The sequence below is a fragment of the Kitasatospora sp. NPDC091207 genome (genome assembly GCF_044768625.1).
In the GTDB taxonomy this organism is placed as follows: Bacteria; Actinomycetota; Actinomycetes; order Streptomycetales; family Streptomycetaceae; genus Kitasatospora.
Map to the genome: position 1 here is coordinate 263,760 of NZ_JBIVVS010000010.1, position 14,414 is coordinate 278,173.

The 14,414-nt window shown below is 73.0% G+C and carries 14 protein-coding genes and 1 pseudogene; 8 read left to right on the top strand and 7 right to left on the bottom strand.

Translation table 11 applies throughout. The features are described 5' to 3' along the window. Positions 1-2: 2 nt before the first annotated feature. Both ACIQTO_RS19470 and ACIQTO_RS19475 read right to left on the bottom strand, forming a co-directional pair. Positions 3-488 (bottom strand): cation:proton antiporter regulatory subunit, encoded by a 486-nt coding sequence (locus ACIQTO_RS19470; protein ID WP_402389223.1) that lies wholly within the window; start codon positions 486-488, stop codon positions 3-5. A 313-nt stretch (positions 489-801) separates the two neighbouring features. Beyond that, positions 802-978 (bottom strand): antitoxin, encoded by a 177-nt coding sequence (locus ACIQTO_RS19475; protein ID WP_402389225.1) that lies wholly within the window; start codon positions 976-978, stop codon positions 802-804. Between the two features lie 150 nt (positions 979-1,128). Here ACIQTO_RS19475 and ACIQTO_RS19480 point away from each other — a divergent pair, with 150 nt between their 5' ends. The 5 genes and pseudogenes from ACIQTO_RS19480 to thrS form a co-directional block, all read left to right on the top strand. Beyond that, positions 1,129-2,712 carry a M28 family metallopeptidase gene (locus tag ACIQTO_RS19480; protein WP_402389228.1) on the top strand — a complete coding sequence of 528 codons (1,584 nt, stop codon included), beginning with the start codon at positions 1,129-1,131 and terminating at the stop codon, positions 2,710-2,712. A gap of 202 nt (positions 2,713-2,914) precedes the next feature. Then, a complete protein-coding gene (gene lpdA / locus ACIQTO_RS19485; RefSeq protein WP_402389231.1) occupies positions 2,915-4,321 on the top strand; it encodes a dihydrolipoyl dehydrogenase in 1,407 nt (468 codons plus the stop codon). 160 nt (positions 4,322-4,481) lie between these two features. After that, entirely contained in the window at positions 4,482-5,321 is an 840-nt protein-coding gene (locus ACIQTO_RS19490; protein ID WP_402389234.1) for a PhzF family phenazine biosynthesis protein, read from the top strand. Positions 5,322-5,521: 200 nt separating this feature from the next. After that, positions 5,522-6,244, top strand: a complete 723-nt coding sequence (locus ACIQTO_RS19495) for a leucine-rich repeat domain-containing protein (protein ID WP_402389236.1) — start codon at positions 5,522-5,524, stop codon at positions 6,242-6,244. Between the two features lie 237 nt (positions 6,245-6,481). Then, positions 6,482-7,792: pseudogene (gene thrS / locus ACIQTO_RS19500) on the top strand (threonine--tRNA ligase); the annotation flags it as partial. A 62-nt stretch (positions 7,793-7,854) separates the two neighbouring features. Here thrS and ACIQTO_RS19505 read toward each other — a convergent pair. Next, positions 7,855-8,289 (bottom strand): VOC family protein, encoded by a 435-nt coding sequence (locus ACIQTO_RS19505; protein ID WP_402389237.1) that lies wholly within the window; start codon positions 8,287-8,289, stop codon positions 7,855-7,857. A 53-nt stretch (positions 8,290-8,342) separates the two neighbouring features. Between ACIQTO_RS19505 and ACIQTO_RS19510 the strand changes: the two genes are divergently transcribed. Beyond that, positions 8,343-8,795, top strand: a complete 453-nt coding sequence (locus ACIQTO_RS19510; RefSeq protein ID WP_402389240.1) for a MarR family winged helix-turn-helix transcriptional regulator — start codon at positions 8,343-8,345, stop codon at positions 8,793-8,795. 38 nt (positions 8,796-8,833) lie between these two features. Here ACIQTO_RS19510 and ACIQTO_RS19515 read toward each other — a convergent pair whose 3' ends face one another. Beyond that, positions 8,834-9,439 (bottom strand): C40 family peptidase, encoded by a 606-nt coding sequence (locus ACIQTO_RS19515; protein ID WP_402389243.1) that lies wholly within the window; start codon positions 9,437-9,439, stop codon positions 8,834-8,836. Positions 9,440-9,694: 255 nt separating this feature from the next. Here ACIQTO_RS19515 and ACIQTO_RS19520 point away from each other — a divergent pair, with 255 nt between their 5' ends. Continuing rightward, entirely contained in the window at positions 9,695-10,099 is a 405-nt protein-coding gene (locus tag ACIQTO_RS19520; protein ID WP_402389246.1) for a RidA family protein, read from the top strand. 327 nt (positions 10,100-10,426) lie between these two features. On the opposite strand, the gene ACIQTO_RS19525 is transcribed toward ACIQTO_RS19520, so the two are convergent. The 3 genes from ACIQTO_RS19525 to ACIQTO_RS19535 form a co-directional block, all read right to left on the bottom strand. Then, a complete protein-coding gene (locus ACIQTO_RS19525) occupies positions 10,427-10,957 on the bottom strand; it encodes an SRPBCC domain-containing protein (protein WP_402389249.1) in 531 nt (176 codons plus the stop codon). Beyond that, positions 10,954-11,130, bottom strand: coding sequence for a hypothetical protein (locus tag ACIQTO_RS19530; protein WP_402389252.1), 177 nt, complete (start codon positions 11,128-11,130; stop codon positions 10,954-10,956). The genes ACIQTO_RS19525 and ACIQTO_RS19530 overlap by 4 nt, the downstream gene beginning before the upstream one ends. Before the next feature lie 384 nt (positions 11,131-11,514). Next, positions 11,515-12,072 carry a YceI family protein gene (locus ACIQTO_RS19535; RefSeq protein ID WP_402389254.1) on the bottom strand — a complete coding sequence of 186 codons (558 nt, stop codon included), beginning with the start codon at positions 12,070-12,072 and terminating at the stop codon, positions 11,515-11,517. Between the two features lie 459 nt (positions 12,073-12,531). On the opposite strand from ACIQTO_RS19535, the gene ACIQTO_RS19540 reads away from it, so the two are divergent. After that, positions 12,532-14,079 (top strand): tetratricopeptide repeat protein, encoded by a 1,548-nt coding sequence (locus ACIQTO_RS19540; protein ID WP_402389257.1) that lies wholly within the window; start codon positions 12,532-12,534, stop codon positions 14,077-14,079. Positions 14,080-14,414: the final 335 nt, after the last annotated feature.

The window sequence follows — 14,414 nt, forward strand, 5'->3', positions numbered from 1 at the left end:
GATCACTCCCTGCCCAGGATCGCGGCGGCGGCGTCCACGCCCTCGCGGGTGCCGATGACGATCAGGATGTCCCCGCCGGCCAGCCGGAAGTCGGGCGCGGGGGAGGGGACGGCGCCGGTGCGGCGCAGCACGGCGACGATCGAGGTGCCGGTCGCGGTGCGCATCCGGGTCTCACCGAGCAGCCGGCCGTTCCAGTGGGAGGCGCCCTCGACGGGGAGGCGCTCGGCGACCAGGCCCAGGTCGGTGGTGTGCAGCAGGCCAGGATTGTGGTGAGCGGGCGTCAGGGCGTCGACCAGGGCGGTGGACTCCTCGGCCGTCAGCCGGAACGCCTGGGCGCAGGCGTCGGGGTCGTCCGAGCGGTAGACGTTGAGGCTGCGTGAGCCGTCCCGGTGGGCGATGACGGACAGGTGCCGTTGTTCTCGGGTGGTGAGGTCGTACTGGACGCCGACGCCGGGCAGGGGAATGGTCCGGACACGGGGGATCGACACGGCGGCTGTCCTCTCGTCAGGGCTTCCCGCTGGCGTGCGCGACGTCTGCCGGAACAGGGCCGGCCCGGTGGGCGGCCGGTGGCCCCGACGGGGGACCGGCGCCGCACCGCGTGCGACACGCGGAAGCGCTACCGTGCCAATAGTAATAAGTATGTAAAGCCCTCCTGGTGGGAGGGGTCCCGGTGGTGTCCGGAGCGCGCCCGGGGAGCGGCCACCCGGGGGCGAACGTGCGGTACCCCGGCGCGGAGTACGCGTGGTCGCGCACACCGCGCCGGGGTACCGGGATCAGGGGTGGCCGGACGGCGCCGGCGGCCTACTGCGGCGGTTGGTCGCGGAACTGCTCCTTGGCCTTCTCCTGAGCCGTGTCGACATGGCCGCTGTACTTGCCCTGGGTGCGTTGGTCGACGGTGTCACCCGCCTTGTCGACGGCCTTGTCGGCCTGGTCCTCGTGGCCCTTCAGCATCTGCTTGATCTTGTCGATCATGGACATTCGGTCACACTCCCGGATGAGACGGCCCCACCCCTCCAGGATCACCGCGCCGCCGGATGTCCGCATCCGGTCAGCTTTCGCGTCAGGGTTGGAAATATGGCGCCGAGCATGTCAAATCGGGATCTCCATGGACTCTCGGAAGGACTTGCCGTGAACGCTCGGACCCGCCGCCCGACCTCCTCACCCCGCCCGGGGACTGCCCGGACCCGCCGGGTCGCGAGTTCCGCGCTGGCGGTGGCGGCCCTGGTGACCCCGCTGCTACTGGTCGGTGCCGGGAGCGCCTCGGCCGATCCGGACCCGGGCCGCAAGGGTGCCAAGCTGGCCGCCCGGCTGGTCGAGGAGAGCAGCGCCGACAGCGCCCACCGGACGCTGGTGGCGCTGCAGCGGATCGCCGACCGCAACGGCGGCAACCGGGTGGCGGGATCACCCGGCCACGACGAGTCGGCCCGTTACGTCTACGACCAGGCCCGCAGGGCCGGGCTGAAGGTGTCGAAGCAGGAGTTCGAGTACACCTTCTTCCAGGCGCTCGCGCAGCGGCTGACCGTGGTGTCGCCGCAGGCCGAGGACGTACCGGTGATCGCCATGACGTACTCCGTCGGCGGCCCGGAAGGCGGTCTGACGGCCCCGCTGGCGGTCGTCCCGGCGGACGACACCACCGGCTGCGAGGCGGGCGACTACGCGGCCGGGGCGTTCACCGGCCGGATCGCGCTGATCAAGCGCGGCGGCTGCAGCTTCGCGGTCAAGGCGGCCGCGGCGGCGGACGCGGGCGCGCTCGGCGCGATCGTGTACAACAACACCGACGGCGACCTCAACGGCACGCTCGGGGAGCCGACGGCCGGCCGGGTCCCGACCGGGGGGATCGGCAAGGCGGCCGGCGAGGCGCTGGTCGCCAGGGCGGCGGCCGGCCCGGTCACCGTCGGCCTGGACATCCGCACCTTCATGGAGAAGCGCAAGACCTGGAACGTCATCGCCGAGACCCGCGGCGGCGACCCGGAGAACACCGTCGTGATCGGCTCCCACCTCGACTCCGTGGTGGCGGGTCCGGGCATCAACGACAACGGCTCCGGCTCGGCGGGCGTCCTGGAGGTGGCGAAGAACCTCGGCACCCGGCCGGTGAAGAACAAGGTCAGGTTCGCCTGGTGGTCCGCCGAGGAGTTCGGCCTCAAGGGCTCCGAGGCGTACGTGGCCTCGCTCTCCCCGGCCGAGCAGAAGAAGGTCAAGCTCTACCTGAACTTCGACATGATCGCCTCGCCCAACTCCGCCCAGTTCGTCTACGACGGCGACGACTCCGACCACGTCGGCTCCGGCCCCGGCCCGGACGGCTCGGCGCAGCTGGAGCGGCGCATCACCGACTACCTGGACCGCCGGGGCCTGCCGCACGAGGGCACCGACTTCACCGGCCGCTCCGACTACGGCCCGTTCATCGACGCCGGCATCCCGGCCGGCGGGACCGACACCGGCGCCGAGGTGATCAAGTCCGCGGCGCAGGCGGCCCGTTACGGCGGCACCGCCGGGGTCGCCTTCGACACGTGCTACCACAAGGCCTGCGACAACCTGGGCAACCTCGACCTCAAGGCCTTCGACGTCAACATCGACGTGATCGCCGACTCCGTCGGCACCTACGCCTGGGACCTCTCCGCGCTGCACGCGCCGGTGACGCCGCAGCACACCGACGGCCAGGCCGGCAGCGGCGGCGGCCTCCAGGAGGGCCACGCCCACGAGGTCGCGGCCTGACCGCCGGGGGCCCCGCCGCCGGGCGGGGCCCCGCGCGTCACCCGGCGCGGTGCCGCTCCCCGCGCGGGGCCGGCGGGCCGGCCCGCCGTGCCGCACCCCGGTCGGAGGCCGACCGGCCGGGGTCGATGAGTGCGTCGTCCGGGCTCCTGACACCATGGCACCGAGATCACGTCACCGTGACACCCTCGGAGGAGTCAGCATCATGAGCACGCATTACGACGTCGTCGTCCTCGGCGCGGGCCCCGGCGGCTACACCGCCGCTGTCCGTGCCTCCCAGCTGGGTCTGCGGACCGCCGTCATCGAGGCCAAGTACTGGGGCGGGGTCTGCCTCAACGTCGGTTGCATCCCCTCCAAGGCACTGCTGCGCAACGCCGAGCTGGCGCACATCTTCACCAAGGAGGCCAAGACCTTCGGCATCGAGGTCGAGGGCCAGGTGCGGTTCGACTTCGGCGCCGCGTTCCGCCGCAGCCGGACCGTCGCCGACGGCCGGGTCAAGGGCGTCCACTACCTGATGAAGAAGAACGGCATCACCGAGTACGACGGCCGGGGCACCTTCGTCGACGACCGCACCCTCCAGGTCGCGCTGACCGGCGGCGGTTTCGAGGTCGTCACCTTCGACCACTGCGTCATCGCGGCCGGCGCCACCACCCGGCTGCTCCCCGGCACCAGCCTCAGCGAGCGCGTGGTCACCTACGAGGAGCAGATCCTCACCGAGGAGCTGCCGGGCAGCATCATCATCGCGGGCGCCGGCGCGATCGGCGTCGAGTTCGCGTACGTGCTGCACAACTACGGCGTGAAGGTCACCATCGTCGAGTTCCTCGACCGGATGGTGCCGCTGGAGGACGCCGAGGTCTCCACCGAGCTCGGCAAGCAGTACCGCAAGCTCGGCATCGAGGTGCTCACCTCGACCCGGGTGGAGTCGATCGACGACAGCGACCCGGCCGCCAAGGTCAAGGTCACCGTCACCCGCGACGGCCGGCAGCAGGTGCTGGAGGCCGACAAGGTGCTCCAGGCGATCGGCTTCGCGCCCCGGGTGAACGGCTACGGCCTGGAGAACACCGGGGTGAAGCTCACCGACCGGGGCGCGATCGACATCGACGGCCGCGGCCGCACCAGCGTCGACCACATCTTCGCGATCGGTGACGTCACGGCCAAGCTGATGCTGGCCCACGCCGCCGAGTCGATGGGCGTGATCGCCGCCGAGACCATCGGCGGGGCGGAGACCATGGAGCTCGACTTCGCGATGATCCCGCGCGCCACCTACTGCCAGCCGCAGATCGCCAGCTTCGGCTACACCGAGGCGCAGGCCCGTGACCTGGGCTACGACGTCAAGGTCGCCAAGTTCCCGTTCACCGCGAACGGCAAGGCGCACGGCCTCGGCCACCCGATCGGCTTCGTCAAGGTCATCAGCGACGGCACCCACGGCGAGCTGCTGGGCGCCCACCTGATCGGCCCCGAGGTCACCGAGCTGCTGCCGGAGCTGACCCTGGCCCAGCAGTGGGACCTCACCGTGCACGAGCTGGCCCGCAACGTGCACGCCCACCCGACCCTGGGCGAGGCGGTCAAGGAGGCCATCCACGGCCTGGCCGGGCACATGATCAACATGTGACGCGGGCGCGCGCCGGGCGGACGGTCCCACCGTCCGCCCCGCGCGCGCGTGTCCCTCCCGGCGCTCGGCCGGGTACTCGCGCCCGCCCCGCTCCGGAACCAGGCCACGCGCCCCCGATTGGCCATGGCGGGCCCGGTGGAGCCGCCGCTACCGTCCCGGCATGCGCATCCACGTGGTCGACGCCTTCACTGACCGTCCGTTCGCCGGGAACCCGGCCGGCGTGTGTCTGCTGCCTGCGGGGGAGTGGCCGGACGACACCTGGATGCGGCAGCTGGCCGCCGAACTGAACCACTCCGAGACGGCGTTCGCCCTCCCGCTCGCCGACGACGGCGAGGCCGACTGGGCCATCCGGTGGTTCACCCCCACCGTCGAGGCCACCCTGTGCGGCCACGCCACCCTGGCCACGGCGCACGCGCTCCGCACCGAGCGCGGGATCCTCGGCACCGTGCGGTTCCGCAGCCGCCACCACGGGGTCCTGGTCACCCACACCGACGACGCCGGTGGCGTCACCCTGGACTTCCCGGCCGCACCGGGCACCGAGGTCCCGGCCCCGAAGGGACTGGCCGAGGCGCTGAGGGCCGAGCCCGGGTCGACCTGGCGCACCGACCCGCTCGGTGACCTGCTGGTCGTCCTGCCGGACGAGGCGACGGTCCGGGCGCTCGCCCCCGACCTGGCGGCGGTGGCGGCACTGACGCTCCGCGAGGGCCTGCGCGGCATCATCGTCACCGCGCCCGCGGCCCGGGACGGCGCCGGGTACGACTTCGTCTCCCGCTTCTTCGCACCGGCCCGCGGCATCCCGGACGACCCGGTCACGGGCAGCGCCCACACCGCGCTCGCCCCGTACTGGTCGGCCCGGCTGGGCCGCGACCGGCTCGCCGGACTCCAGGTGTCCGCCCGCACCGGCCTCGTCCGGACCGCCCTGCACGGCGAGCGCGTCCACCTCAGCGGAAGCGCGGTGACCGTCCTGGACGGCACCCTGTACCCCTCGCCGACGCGGTGACCGTCCGGACGGGCCCGCCACGGGCAGGTCACCTCCGCGCCGGCCTCCCCGGCGTCCCCGACTTCCCTGACTTCCCCGACTTCCCCTGGCCCCCACCGACACCGTCGAGCGGCTGACCCGCCGCCCCGGCCGCATCAACCCCTGAGGGGGCAGCGGGCATTCTCCTCCCGCACCACCTGCCGCGGGAGGAGAATGCCCGCGTGACCGACACGACCCTCAACCTCTGGCGGCAGCCGCTGGGCGCGGTGCCGGACTCCGTCTGGGACCGCACCGACCTGACGGTGCTCATCCTGGCCGACACCGGTCTGACCGAACTGCCGCCCGATATCAGGCGGTTGCGACAACTTCGGACCCTCGACCTCGGGCACAACGCGCTCACCGCCGTGCCCGAGGAGATCGGTGCGCTCGCCGGGTTGCGCGACTTCCTCTACCTGCACGACAACGCGCTCACCCGGCTGCCGGACGCCCTCGGCCGGCTCACCGCGCTGCGCTACCTCAACATCGGCGAGAACCGGATCGGCGAACTCCCGGCGGCGCTCGGCGGGATGACCGCCCTGGTGGAGCTGCGGGCGCGGCACAACCTGCTCACCCGCCTGCCCGACACCCTCGGCCGGCTCGGAGCCCTGCGCGAACTCTGGCTGCGCGGCAACGCGTTGACCGGACTGCCGGCGTCCACCGCGCGGCTGACCCAGCTGCGCGAGGTCGAGCTGCGCGACAACGCCCTCACCGAGATCCCGCCCGTGCTGGCCGAACTGCCCCTGCTGCGCCGCCTCGACCTGCGGAGCAACCGGATCACCGCACTGCCGGGGTGGCTGGCGGAGCTGCCCGCGCTGGAGAAGCTCGACCTGCGGTGGAACGGCGTCGCGCCGTCGCGCCGGCTCCTGGCCGCCCTCGCGGAGCGCGGCTGCGTCGTGCTGCGTTGAGTGGTGCGTTGAGTGCTGCGCCGGGGCCTCCGGCGCCGGGCCCCGCCGCCGGGTGCCGCGCGGCCGTCGGTGACCTGCGGGAAAGAGCTCGTCGCGGGCGGCACCGCCCTGCTACCGTGGGAGCCATGAAGCGCGCTGCAGCCGTCCTGACGACGACGCCGGAGAGAGTCCCGGTGCGCTGACTGCTGCCTAGTCCGAAGCCCCGGGGCGAGTGCCCCGGGGCTTCGTCGTACCGGTCCACTCGCCCGTGGAGCACCGCCTGCGGATCCCTTCCCGCAGGGCCCTTGCCCGCAGACCCGAGTGGAGACCGCCACCATGCACGACCACCGCCGCCTCGGCCGCGAACTCGACCTCTTCGACACCGACCCGCTGATGGGCGCCGGCCTGCCCTACTGGCTGCCCGACGGCGCCGCCGTCCGGCACACCCTGGAGGAGTTCGTCCGTGGGCGCGAACAACGGGCCGGCTACCGCCACGTGTACTCGCCGGTGCTCGGCAAACGCGAGCTGTACGAGATCTCCGGCCACTGGTCGCACTACCGGGACGACATGTTCCCGCCGATGGACCTGGGGGCCGAGCAGGTCGTGCTGCGCCCCAGCCTCTGCCCGCACCACGCCCTGATCTACCGTTCCCGCGCCCGCAGTTACCGCGAGCTTCCGCTGCGGATGGCGGAGCTGGGCGGGATGTACCGGTCCGAGCTGTCCGGCGTGCTGGGCGGGCTGACCCGGGTCCGGGCGATCCAGCTGAACGACGCGCACGTCTTCTGCACCCCCGAGCAGGCGGCCGACGAGGCGGTGGCCGCGCTGGAGCTGATCCGCGAGGCGCATCGCGCGCTGGGGATCCGGCCGGTCCGCTACCGGCTCTCGCTGCCCGGCGAGGGCGGGAAGTACGTGGCCGACCCGGCGCTCTGGGAGCGGGCCACCGCGCTGCTGACCGGTGTACTGGAGCGCTCCGGGGTGCCGTTCGAGGCGGCCGAGGGGGAGGCGGCGTTCTACGGCCCGAAGATCGACGTCCAGATCGCCGACGGCGCCGGGCGCGAGTCCACCCTCTCCACCGTGCAGATCGACTTCCACCAGCCCGAGCGGTTCGGTCTGCACTACATCGGCGCCGACGGGGCCAAGCACCGGCCGGTGATGGTGCACCGCAGTGTCATCGGCAGTGTCGAGCGGGTCGTCGCCCACCTGATCGAGCTGTACGGCGGCGCGTTCCCGGCCTGGCTGGCACCGACCCAGCTGGTCCTGCTGCCCGTCTCCGAGGGGGAGGTGGCGCAGGCCGGGCGACTGCGGCAGCGCTGTCTGGACCGGGGGCTCCGGGCCGAACTCGTGGGGCCCGAACACGGCAGCCTCGGCGCGCGGATCAGGGAGGCCCGGCTGGTCCCGTACCAGGCGGTGATCGGGCCGGAGGAGGCGGCGGACGAGCGGGTGGCCCTGCGGCTGCGCGACGGGCGCCGGCTCGACCCGATGCCGGCCGGAGAGGCGCTGGCCCGGATCGGTGCCCTGGTCGGGGCGTGCGACCCGGAACTGTGGGAGGCCCCGCCGGCCGGGGAGTGAGCGGCCGCGACGCCCCCGACCGGCCGGTCCGGGGGCGTCGCCGCGCCCGGTGGTCGGAGCGGTCAGTAGGACTGCAGCTCGATCAGGTGGCCGTCGGGGTCACGCAGGTGGGCGCTGCGCAGCTTCGGCCCCCACTCGGGGCGGTCGGTGGGTCCGACCAGTTCGGTGCCGCCGTGCCGGAGGCAGAGGGCGAGTGCCTCGTCCACGTCGGCCACGCGGAAGACCAGCATCGCGGAGTCCTGAACGGCCGGCGGCCGGGCCGGGAGCCGGTCGGTGCCCAGGGTGGCGGCCATCAGCGCGCGGTCGTACAGCGCGAGGACGGCCCGGTCGTCGACGTCCCAGTTGGCGTACGGGCCGTCCGGTCCGCCCTTGGCCAGGGCGGCGCCGGTGAGGCGCGGCAGGACCGCGTGGTAGAAGCCGAAGCAATCGGCGAAACGGGAGACGAGCAGGCGGTTGTACAGGGCGTCCACGTCGGGGCTCCTGGGCTGGGCGGTCACCGGGCAATTGATAGGTGCTTACCCACTATAGGTGCAGACCCTAGACTTCTCCCGTGACCTCCGAGACCTCCACCCCGCCCACGCTGCTGGATCTCAGCACCTACCTGCTCTCCCGGATCGGCCGGACCGCCCGGACCAGGCTGGCCGAACGGCTGGCCGGGCGCGGTCTGCGCCTCTGGGACATGGCGGTGCTCGCCGCGCTGGCCGACTTCGGGCCGCACGCCCAGCGGGACCTGGTCCGGCGGCTCGGGGTGGACCCGAGCGACCTGGCCAAGGTCGCCGACCGGCTGGCCACGGCCGGGTGCGTCGAGCGCGTGCGCGACGGGGCGGACCGCCGGCGCGTCTCGGTCAGCATCACCGCGACCGGCCGGGCCGTCCTGGCCGAACTGGACGCCGAGGCCCGCGCGGTGCAGGACGAGGTCCTCGCGCCCCTCGACGCACAGGAGCGCCGCACCCTGCACGACCTGCTGCGGCGCGTCCAGCACGACCTGCCGGGCGCGCTGTGAACCGGGCGTGCTCTGAACCGGGCGGCGGTGGCGGCCGGTCAGCCGAGCGGCAGGGGGCGGCGGGCACCGGCGAACTCGGCCGCCCAGCGGGGCTCGTCGAAGACGCCCGGGAGCCGGGCCACCAGGGTGCCGGTCCGCTCCGCGTGGATCATCGCGCCGTCGCCCGCGTAGACGCCGACGTGGTGCAGCGGAGCGTCCGGGCGCGAGAAGAAGAGCAGATCGCCGGGGAGCAGCTCGGGCCGGGCGACCGGCGCGGAGCGGTGGTGCTGCGCGACGGTGTAGTGGGCGAGGTCGACGGCGCCGTCGCTGGCCCGGTACCAGCAGTGGAGGGCCAGCCCGCTGCAGTCGAAGCCGACGGTGTGCTCGCCCAGGCACTGGCCGTCCAGGTAGCCGTTCTCCTCGTCGCAGAAGCCGATGCTCGCGCCCAGCCGGTCGCCGCCGCCCCAGGCGTACGGCACGCCGATCTGCGCGGCCGCCACCTCGGCGACCCGGCGGCCCAGGGTGGCCGGCGGTACCGCGGCGGGTACCGCGGCCGGCGCCGCCCGTGCCGCGGCGGTCGCGAGCGCCGGTACGACGCTCGCGCCCAGGGCCAGCCCCAGGATCTGGCGGCGGCCGGCACCCCGGCCCGACAGGGGAAGCGCCATGGTGGGACCTCTTCGTCTCTCTCGTCACTGCCTGGTCTCCGTGGAGCACCAGGATCGGGGCCCGGCGGTGCGCCCCGCCATCACCCGCAACGGTGAACCGGGAGTACGGGGGCGCGGAGCAGGGGCGGACGGGGTCGGTCGCGGTGCGGCCGTGGTGCGGTCGTGGTGCGGCAGGGGGTGGCACAAATGGTTTGACGGGTGATCAGGAAGGCGTCGACGATGAGGCGGAAAGACCCGTCGACCTTCGGAGCTGTTATGACCGGCACTGTTCGGCTGATCCGCAACGACCGGCTCACGCAGGCGGTGGACTACGCCTACGCCGCGTCCGTGGACGCGCCGGTCCGTTCGCTCTGGCTGGCGGGTGCCTGCCCGCTCGACACCGAGGGCCGGACGGTCGCGGTCGGCGACTTCGAGGGCCAGGCGCACCAGGTGATGCGCAATCTGATCACCGTGCTGGAGGACGAGGGCGCCGCGCTGACCGACCTCGTCCGCACCACCGTGTACGTCGCCTCCTCCCGGCAGGACGACCTGGTGAAGGTGTGGGAGGTCTACCGCTCCTATCTGGGGAGCCACGACGTGCCGAGCACGCTGCTCGGCGTCACCGTACTCGGCTACGACGACCAGCTCGTCGAGGTGGAGGCGGTCGCCGTGCTGTCCTGAGTGGCGCCCCGACGCGCGCCGGGGGCGGCTTGCGGCAGGGCCGCTCCACGGTGGGTCGGTTCACGGCGGGTCGTTTCGCGGCGAGGAGTTCGTCGAGTTGCCCGTAGCCCTCGATCACACCGCGGTCCCTCCCGCTCGCCGTGATCGCGTCGCGGATGGCCGGGCTGTCGACGAGCGACAGCGAGCTGACCCGGGTGCGGCCTTCGCCGACCGCTTCGAAGCGCACGGTCTCCAGGGCGACGCCGTCCGGCACGCCCTCGAAGGTGAAGGTCTGGACGAGGCGGCTGTCCGGACGGAGCTCGTGGAACGAGCCGTAGAACGAGGCGATCACCTCGCGCGCCGGCTCGTTCCCGCCCCCGCCCGCCTTCCCGCCCGCGTTCCCGTCCGCGGCCAGAGTGGAGTAGCGGTAGTGCCGCCGGTGCGGGCGTCCCAGACGTCGATCCTCATGACCCGGTCCTTGGGGCCGAGCCACTGCGTCACCAGCTCGGGCTCGGTCCAGGCGCGGAACACCCGGCCCGGCGGGGCGTCGAACTCGCGGACGGCGCGGATGACGGGGAGCACCGGATCCGCCTCGATCACGGTCCGGCGGTCGTGGGTGGTGGTCATGACGCTGCTCCTTCGTGCGGCCCGGGTTCGTGCTGTCCGGGTTCGTGGTCCGGGGGGCGTCGGTCGTGCGACGGCCGCCTCGGGCTCGCCGCCGCCGTGCTGCTCGCCGTCCATCGCGGCGAGGACGGCATCCAGGCGGCCGAAGCGCTCCTCGGCCTGTGGGCGGTACCGCTCGATCCAGACCGTCATCAGGTCGAGCGCCTCGGGTTCGAGGTGGCAGGGCCGGCGCTGGGCGTCGCGGCTGCGGCTCACCAGCCCGGCCTCCTCCAGCACCTTGCGGTGCTTGGAGACCGCCTGGTCGACATGGCGTAGGACTCCGCGCGTTCGCCGACGCCCGCGTCGCGGACGGAGAGCCGGGCGACGATGTCACGTCTGGTCGGGTCGGCGAGGGCGACGAACGCCTTGGACAGCGGGTCGGTGGCCATCGCGCACCTCCGCGTTCTTCCGCAACCGTTTGGTTGAGTACGTCCCTCCGTGCTCTTGCTCAACCGGTCGGTTGAATGCGCCGGGTGTCCTCCGTCGCGGGGCGTACGGGCTACGCCCCCGGGTTGAGTCCGGGCTCCTCACCGCGGGCGACGACCGGGGGTGGCGGCGTCGGCGAGGCTTGCGGAGCGGTCGGCCCGGAGCTTGGGGGCCGGCGGTTCCCGGCGGCCTCGTTCGGCCGGCGCCCGCTCGCTGAGTGGGTGCCCGGCGGCGCCCGGGCGGGCACGGGGCCGCCCGGGGTGGACGGGGCAGCAGGGGAGGGCCCGCGGCGGGTGCTCCGCCGCGGGCCCTCCGGAATGCCTGACCGGGGTACTTCCGCCCGGTCGTCACTCCTGCTTGATCGCGGAGATGTCGAACTCCAGCACGACCTTGTCGCCGACCAGGACGCCACCGCCTTCGAGGGCGGCGTTCCAGGTGATGCCGTAGTCCTTCCGGCTGATGGTGACCGATCCCTCCAGGCCGACCCGGAGGTTGCCGTAGGGGTCACGGGCGTTGCCGGTGTACTCGAAGTCGATGCTGATCGGGCGGGTGGTGCCCTTGATGGTCAGATCGCCGCTGACCCGGTACTCGGTGTCGCTCCGCCGCTCGACGCCCGTCGAGGTGAAGGTGATCTTCGGGTGGTTCGGCGCGTCGAGGAAGTCGTTGGTGCGCAGGTGGCCGTCGCGCTGCTCGTTGCCGGTGTCGATGCTCTCGGCGCTGATCGACACCTGGGCGGTGGAGCGGCTCGGGTCGGACCCGTCGAGGTGGGCGCCGCCTTCGAAGGTGTGGAAGGCGCCACGCACCTTCGTCACCATGGCATGGCGTGCCACGAAGCCGATCCGGGTGTGTGTCGGGTCCAGGACGTAGTCGCCGGTGAGATCGGACAGCGGGGTCGTCGTGGTCACGGGATCTCCTGAGGGGTGGGGACGGGCCGGAGCCGGGGGTTCGGAGCCCCGCGCCGCCGGCGGCGCCTGGCCCGGGGGAGGCGGCAGGCCGGGCGGGGTGCCCCGGGCCACGCTAGGCGCTCCCTCGCGGTGCCGCACGCGGTGGTTCACCCGACCGGATCAACGCGCCGGCCTGCCCGGCCGAGCCGACCCGGGTGTCGGCCGGGCGGGCCGCATTCCGTCCGGGCCTCCGCCGGTCGCTCCGTCCCCGCCGAGCCGCAGGGACGGCCTCTCGCCGACACCGCCCCGTCTGCTCGGCGCCCGTCTGCTCGGCGCCCGTCTGCTCGGTTCCCGTCTGCTCGGCGCCCGCCCGCGGGAGCGATCCGCGCCACCTGAGCCGTCGCCTCCCGGCCGAGCCCCGGCGCCTGCGGGTGTCGGTGCGTCGTCGTACCAGGTTGGCCAGAACTCGTACCTCGCACCATGGTTGACGCGGGTAGCATCCCTGCACGGCCGGCGCTGTCGACGGGGCCGTTCGGCCCACCACCGGCAGGTGACACCGGCGACGCCGAACCGAAGCGCATCGAGTGGGGTGACCTGATGGACGAGGCGGCGCAGCACCGGCCGGAGGCCGCCGCGCCGGGCGTGGTCCGCAACGACCTCTCCGTCGGGACGGCGGTGTCGATGTCGGTCGTGCAGGCCGGACTTGTCACGGGCGGGATCCACTACCACTTCTCGTTCCCCGGTGACCTCGCGACTCCGCCACAGCTGCCACCGCCCCCCGACTCGCTCGCCCTGCCGGAGGGGCTCCTCGGGGAGGAGCAGGCCAGAGAGGTCTACGAGGCCGCCTGTCTCCTGGAGTTGGAGTGGAGCGGCGGGGACGGGACGCAGAACCTGCCCAGGATCGAGCAGTTGCACCGGCTGGCCGCCGCTGCCGGGAACGCCGACGCGATGGCCCGGCTGGGGCTGATCGTCGAAGGCCGGATGCGTGCCAGGCTGCGCGGGGAGCGGCCGGAGGAGCCGTCCGCGACGGATGCCGAGACGGCCATGCGCTGGTACCTGAGGTCGGCGCAACTCGGCAGTGCCTTCGGCGCGCTCTTCCTGGGCACGCTCTACGAGGAGCGGCTCGGCAATCCGACCGAGGCGCTGAAGTGGTACGAGAAGGCAGCCGACGCCGGTCACCAGATCGCGCGTTCGCGGTTCGACGGCCTGCAGAAGCGGCTCGCTCTCGGGCTCGGCGCGCTGGCCGGCCGGAAGCGGTTCGACGAGGACGGGCCTCGGGGCACGACACGACGCGAACGTGGGGGAGAGCAGCCTGTGAACGCCGATTCGTCCTTCGAGCTGTGGCTCGACAGGGAATGGAAGGGCAACGAGGCCAGGGCCCTCGCGGCCTGTCTGTTCGCGCTCGCCGACGCGTGGGGCGGCGCCCACGGTGAGTGGGGAACCTTGACCGAGGAGGAACTCGGCATCATCATCCGGCACTTCAGCACCCTGCTGCCCACCCGGGTGACCCTACCGGCGGTCGCTCTGGAGTATCAGGAGAGCATCGGGGACGGGAACCTGCGGGCGCTCGCCGCCCGCCTGCGCGCCGATCCGCGCACGGCCCCCTCGGCCCGGGACCTGACCCCGGTGTGGTGTCGCAAGGTGCGGGAGAACAGGGTGGAGGCACGGGAGTTCACCTACACGGTGGAACTGGACTACCGGGACTACGACTGGATGAAGTCGCTGCTCGACAATCTCGCCCAGCAGCTGCGGGCGGACCCTCCCGAGGGGGACGGCCTTCCCGAGTACCTGCTCCACCTCAGGATGATCTCGCTCGAGCTGGCCAAGGGGCGCGACCGCGCCGTCCCGGCGTACAGCGGCGAGAACAGGTGGGAGTTCTCCGTCATCCTCACCCCGGAGTACCTGGAGGTACTGAAGGCGCACTCCGCCCAGTACTCCGCCGACCGGGAGGCTTCGACGGAATTCCAGGCGTTCTGGAAGCGCGTCGACGATGCCCTGAACGCGGCCCCCGCCACGCCGTTCCCGTAGGCACCGTCGGGGTCCGCGGGGTCTGCGGGGTCTGCGGGGTCCGCGGCCGGGTGGGTTCTGTCGTTCGGCGGGAGCCCGAGGTCCTGAACGGTGCCGAGGACATCGGTGTGGTCACCCTTTCACGTCCCACCGGGCCGCGCATATACCGCATGGTCGGTTTGGTAGACCTCCACTCGATCGCCGGGGTGTGAGAAACAGCGGGTTCGGTCGGTTAATCAGCGCCGGTTAAGCTTGACGTTCAACCTCGGCGGGCCTGGTGTTCCTTGATCGACTCGGCGCGTTTGACCGTTTTGCCGACGTCGTGGTGCTTGGCGCGTTGCTTGTTCTTCGAGCCG

Bases quoted from the DNA above. Each gene is read 5' to 3' on its own strand.
- ACIQTO_RS19515 (WP_402389243.1), bottom strand. From the start codon at position 9,439: ATGGCGCTTCCCCTGTCGGGCCGGGGTGCCGGCCGCCGCCAGATCCTG.
- ACIQTO_RS19475 (WP_402389225.1), bottom strand. From the start codon at position 978: ATGTCCATGATCGACAAGATCAAGCAGATGCTGAAGGGCCACGAGGAC.
- ACIQTO_RS19520 (WP_402389246.1), top strand. From the start codon at position 9,695: ATGACCGGCACTGTTCGGCTGATCCGCAACGACCGGCTCACGCAGGCG.
- lpdA (WP_402389231.1), top strand. From the start codon at position 2,915: ATGAGCACGCATTACGACGTCGTCGTCCTCGGCGCGGGCCCCGGCGGC.
- ACIQTO_RS19490 (WP_402389234.1), top strand. From the start codon at position 4,482: ATGCGCATCCACGTGGTCGACGCCTTCACTGACCGTCCGTTCGCCGGG.
- ACIQTO_RS19530 (WP_402389252.1), bottom strand. From the start codon at position 11,130: ATGGCCACCGACCCGCTGTCCAAGGCGTTCGTCGCCCTCGCCGACCCG.
- ACIQTO_RS19540 (WP_402389257.1), top strand. From the start codon at position 12,532: ATGGTTGACGCGGGTAGCATCCCTGCACGGCCGGCGCTGTCGACGGGG.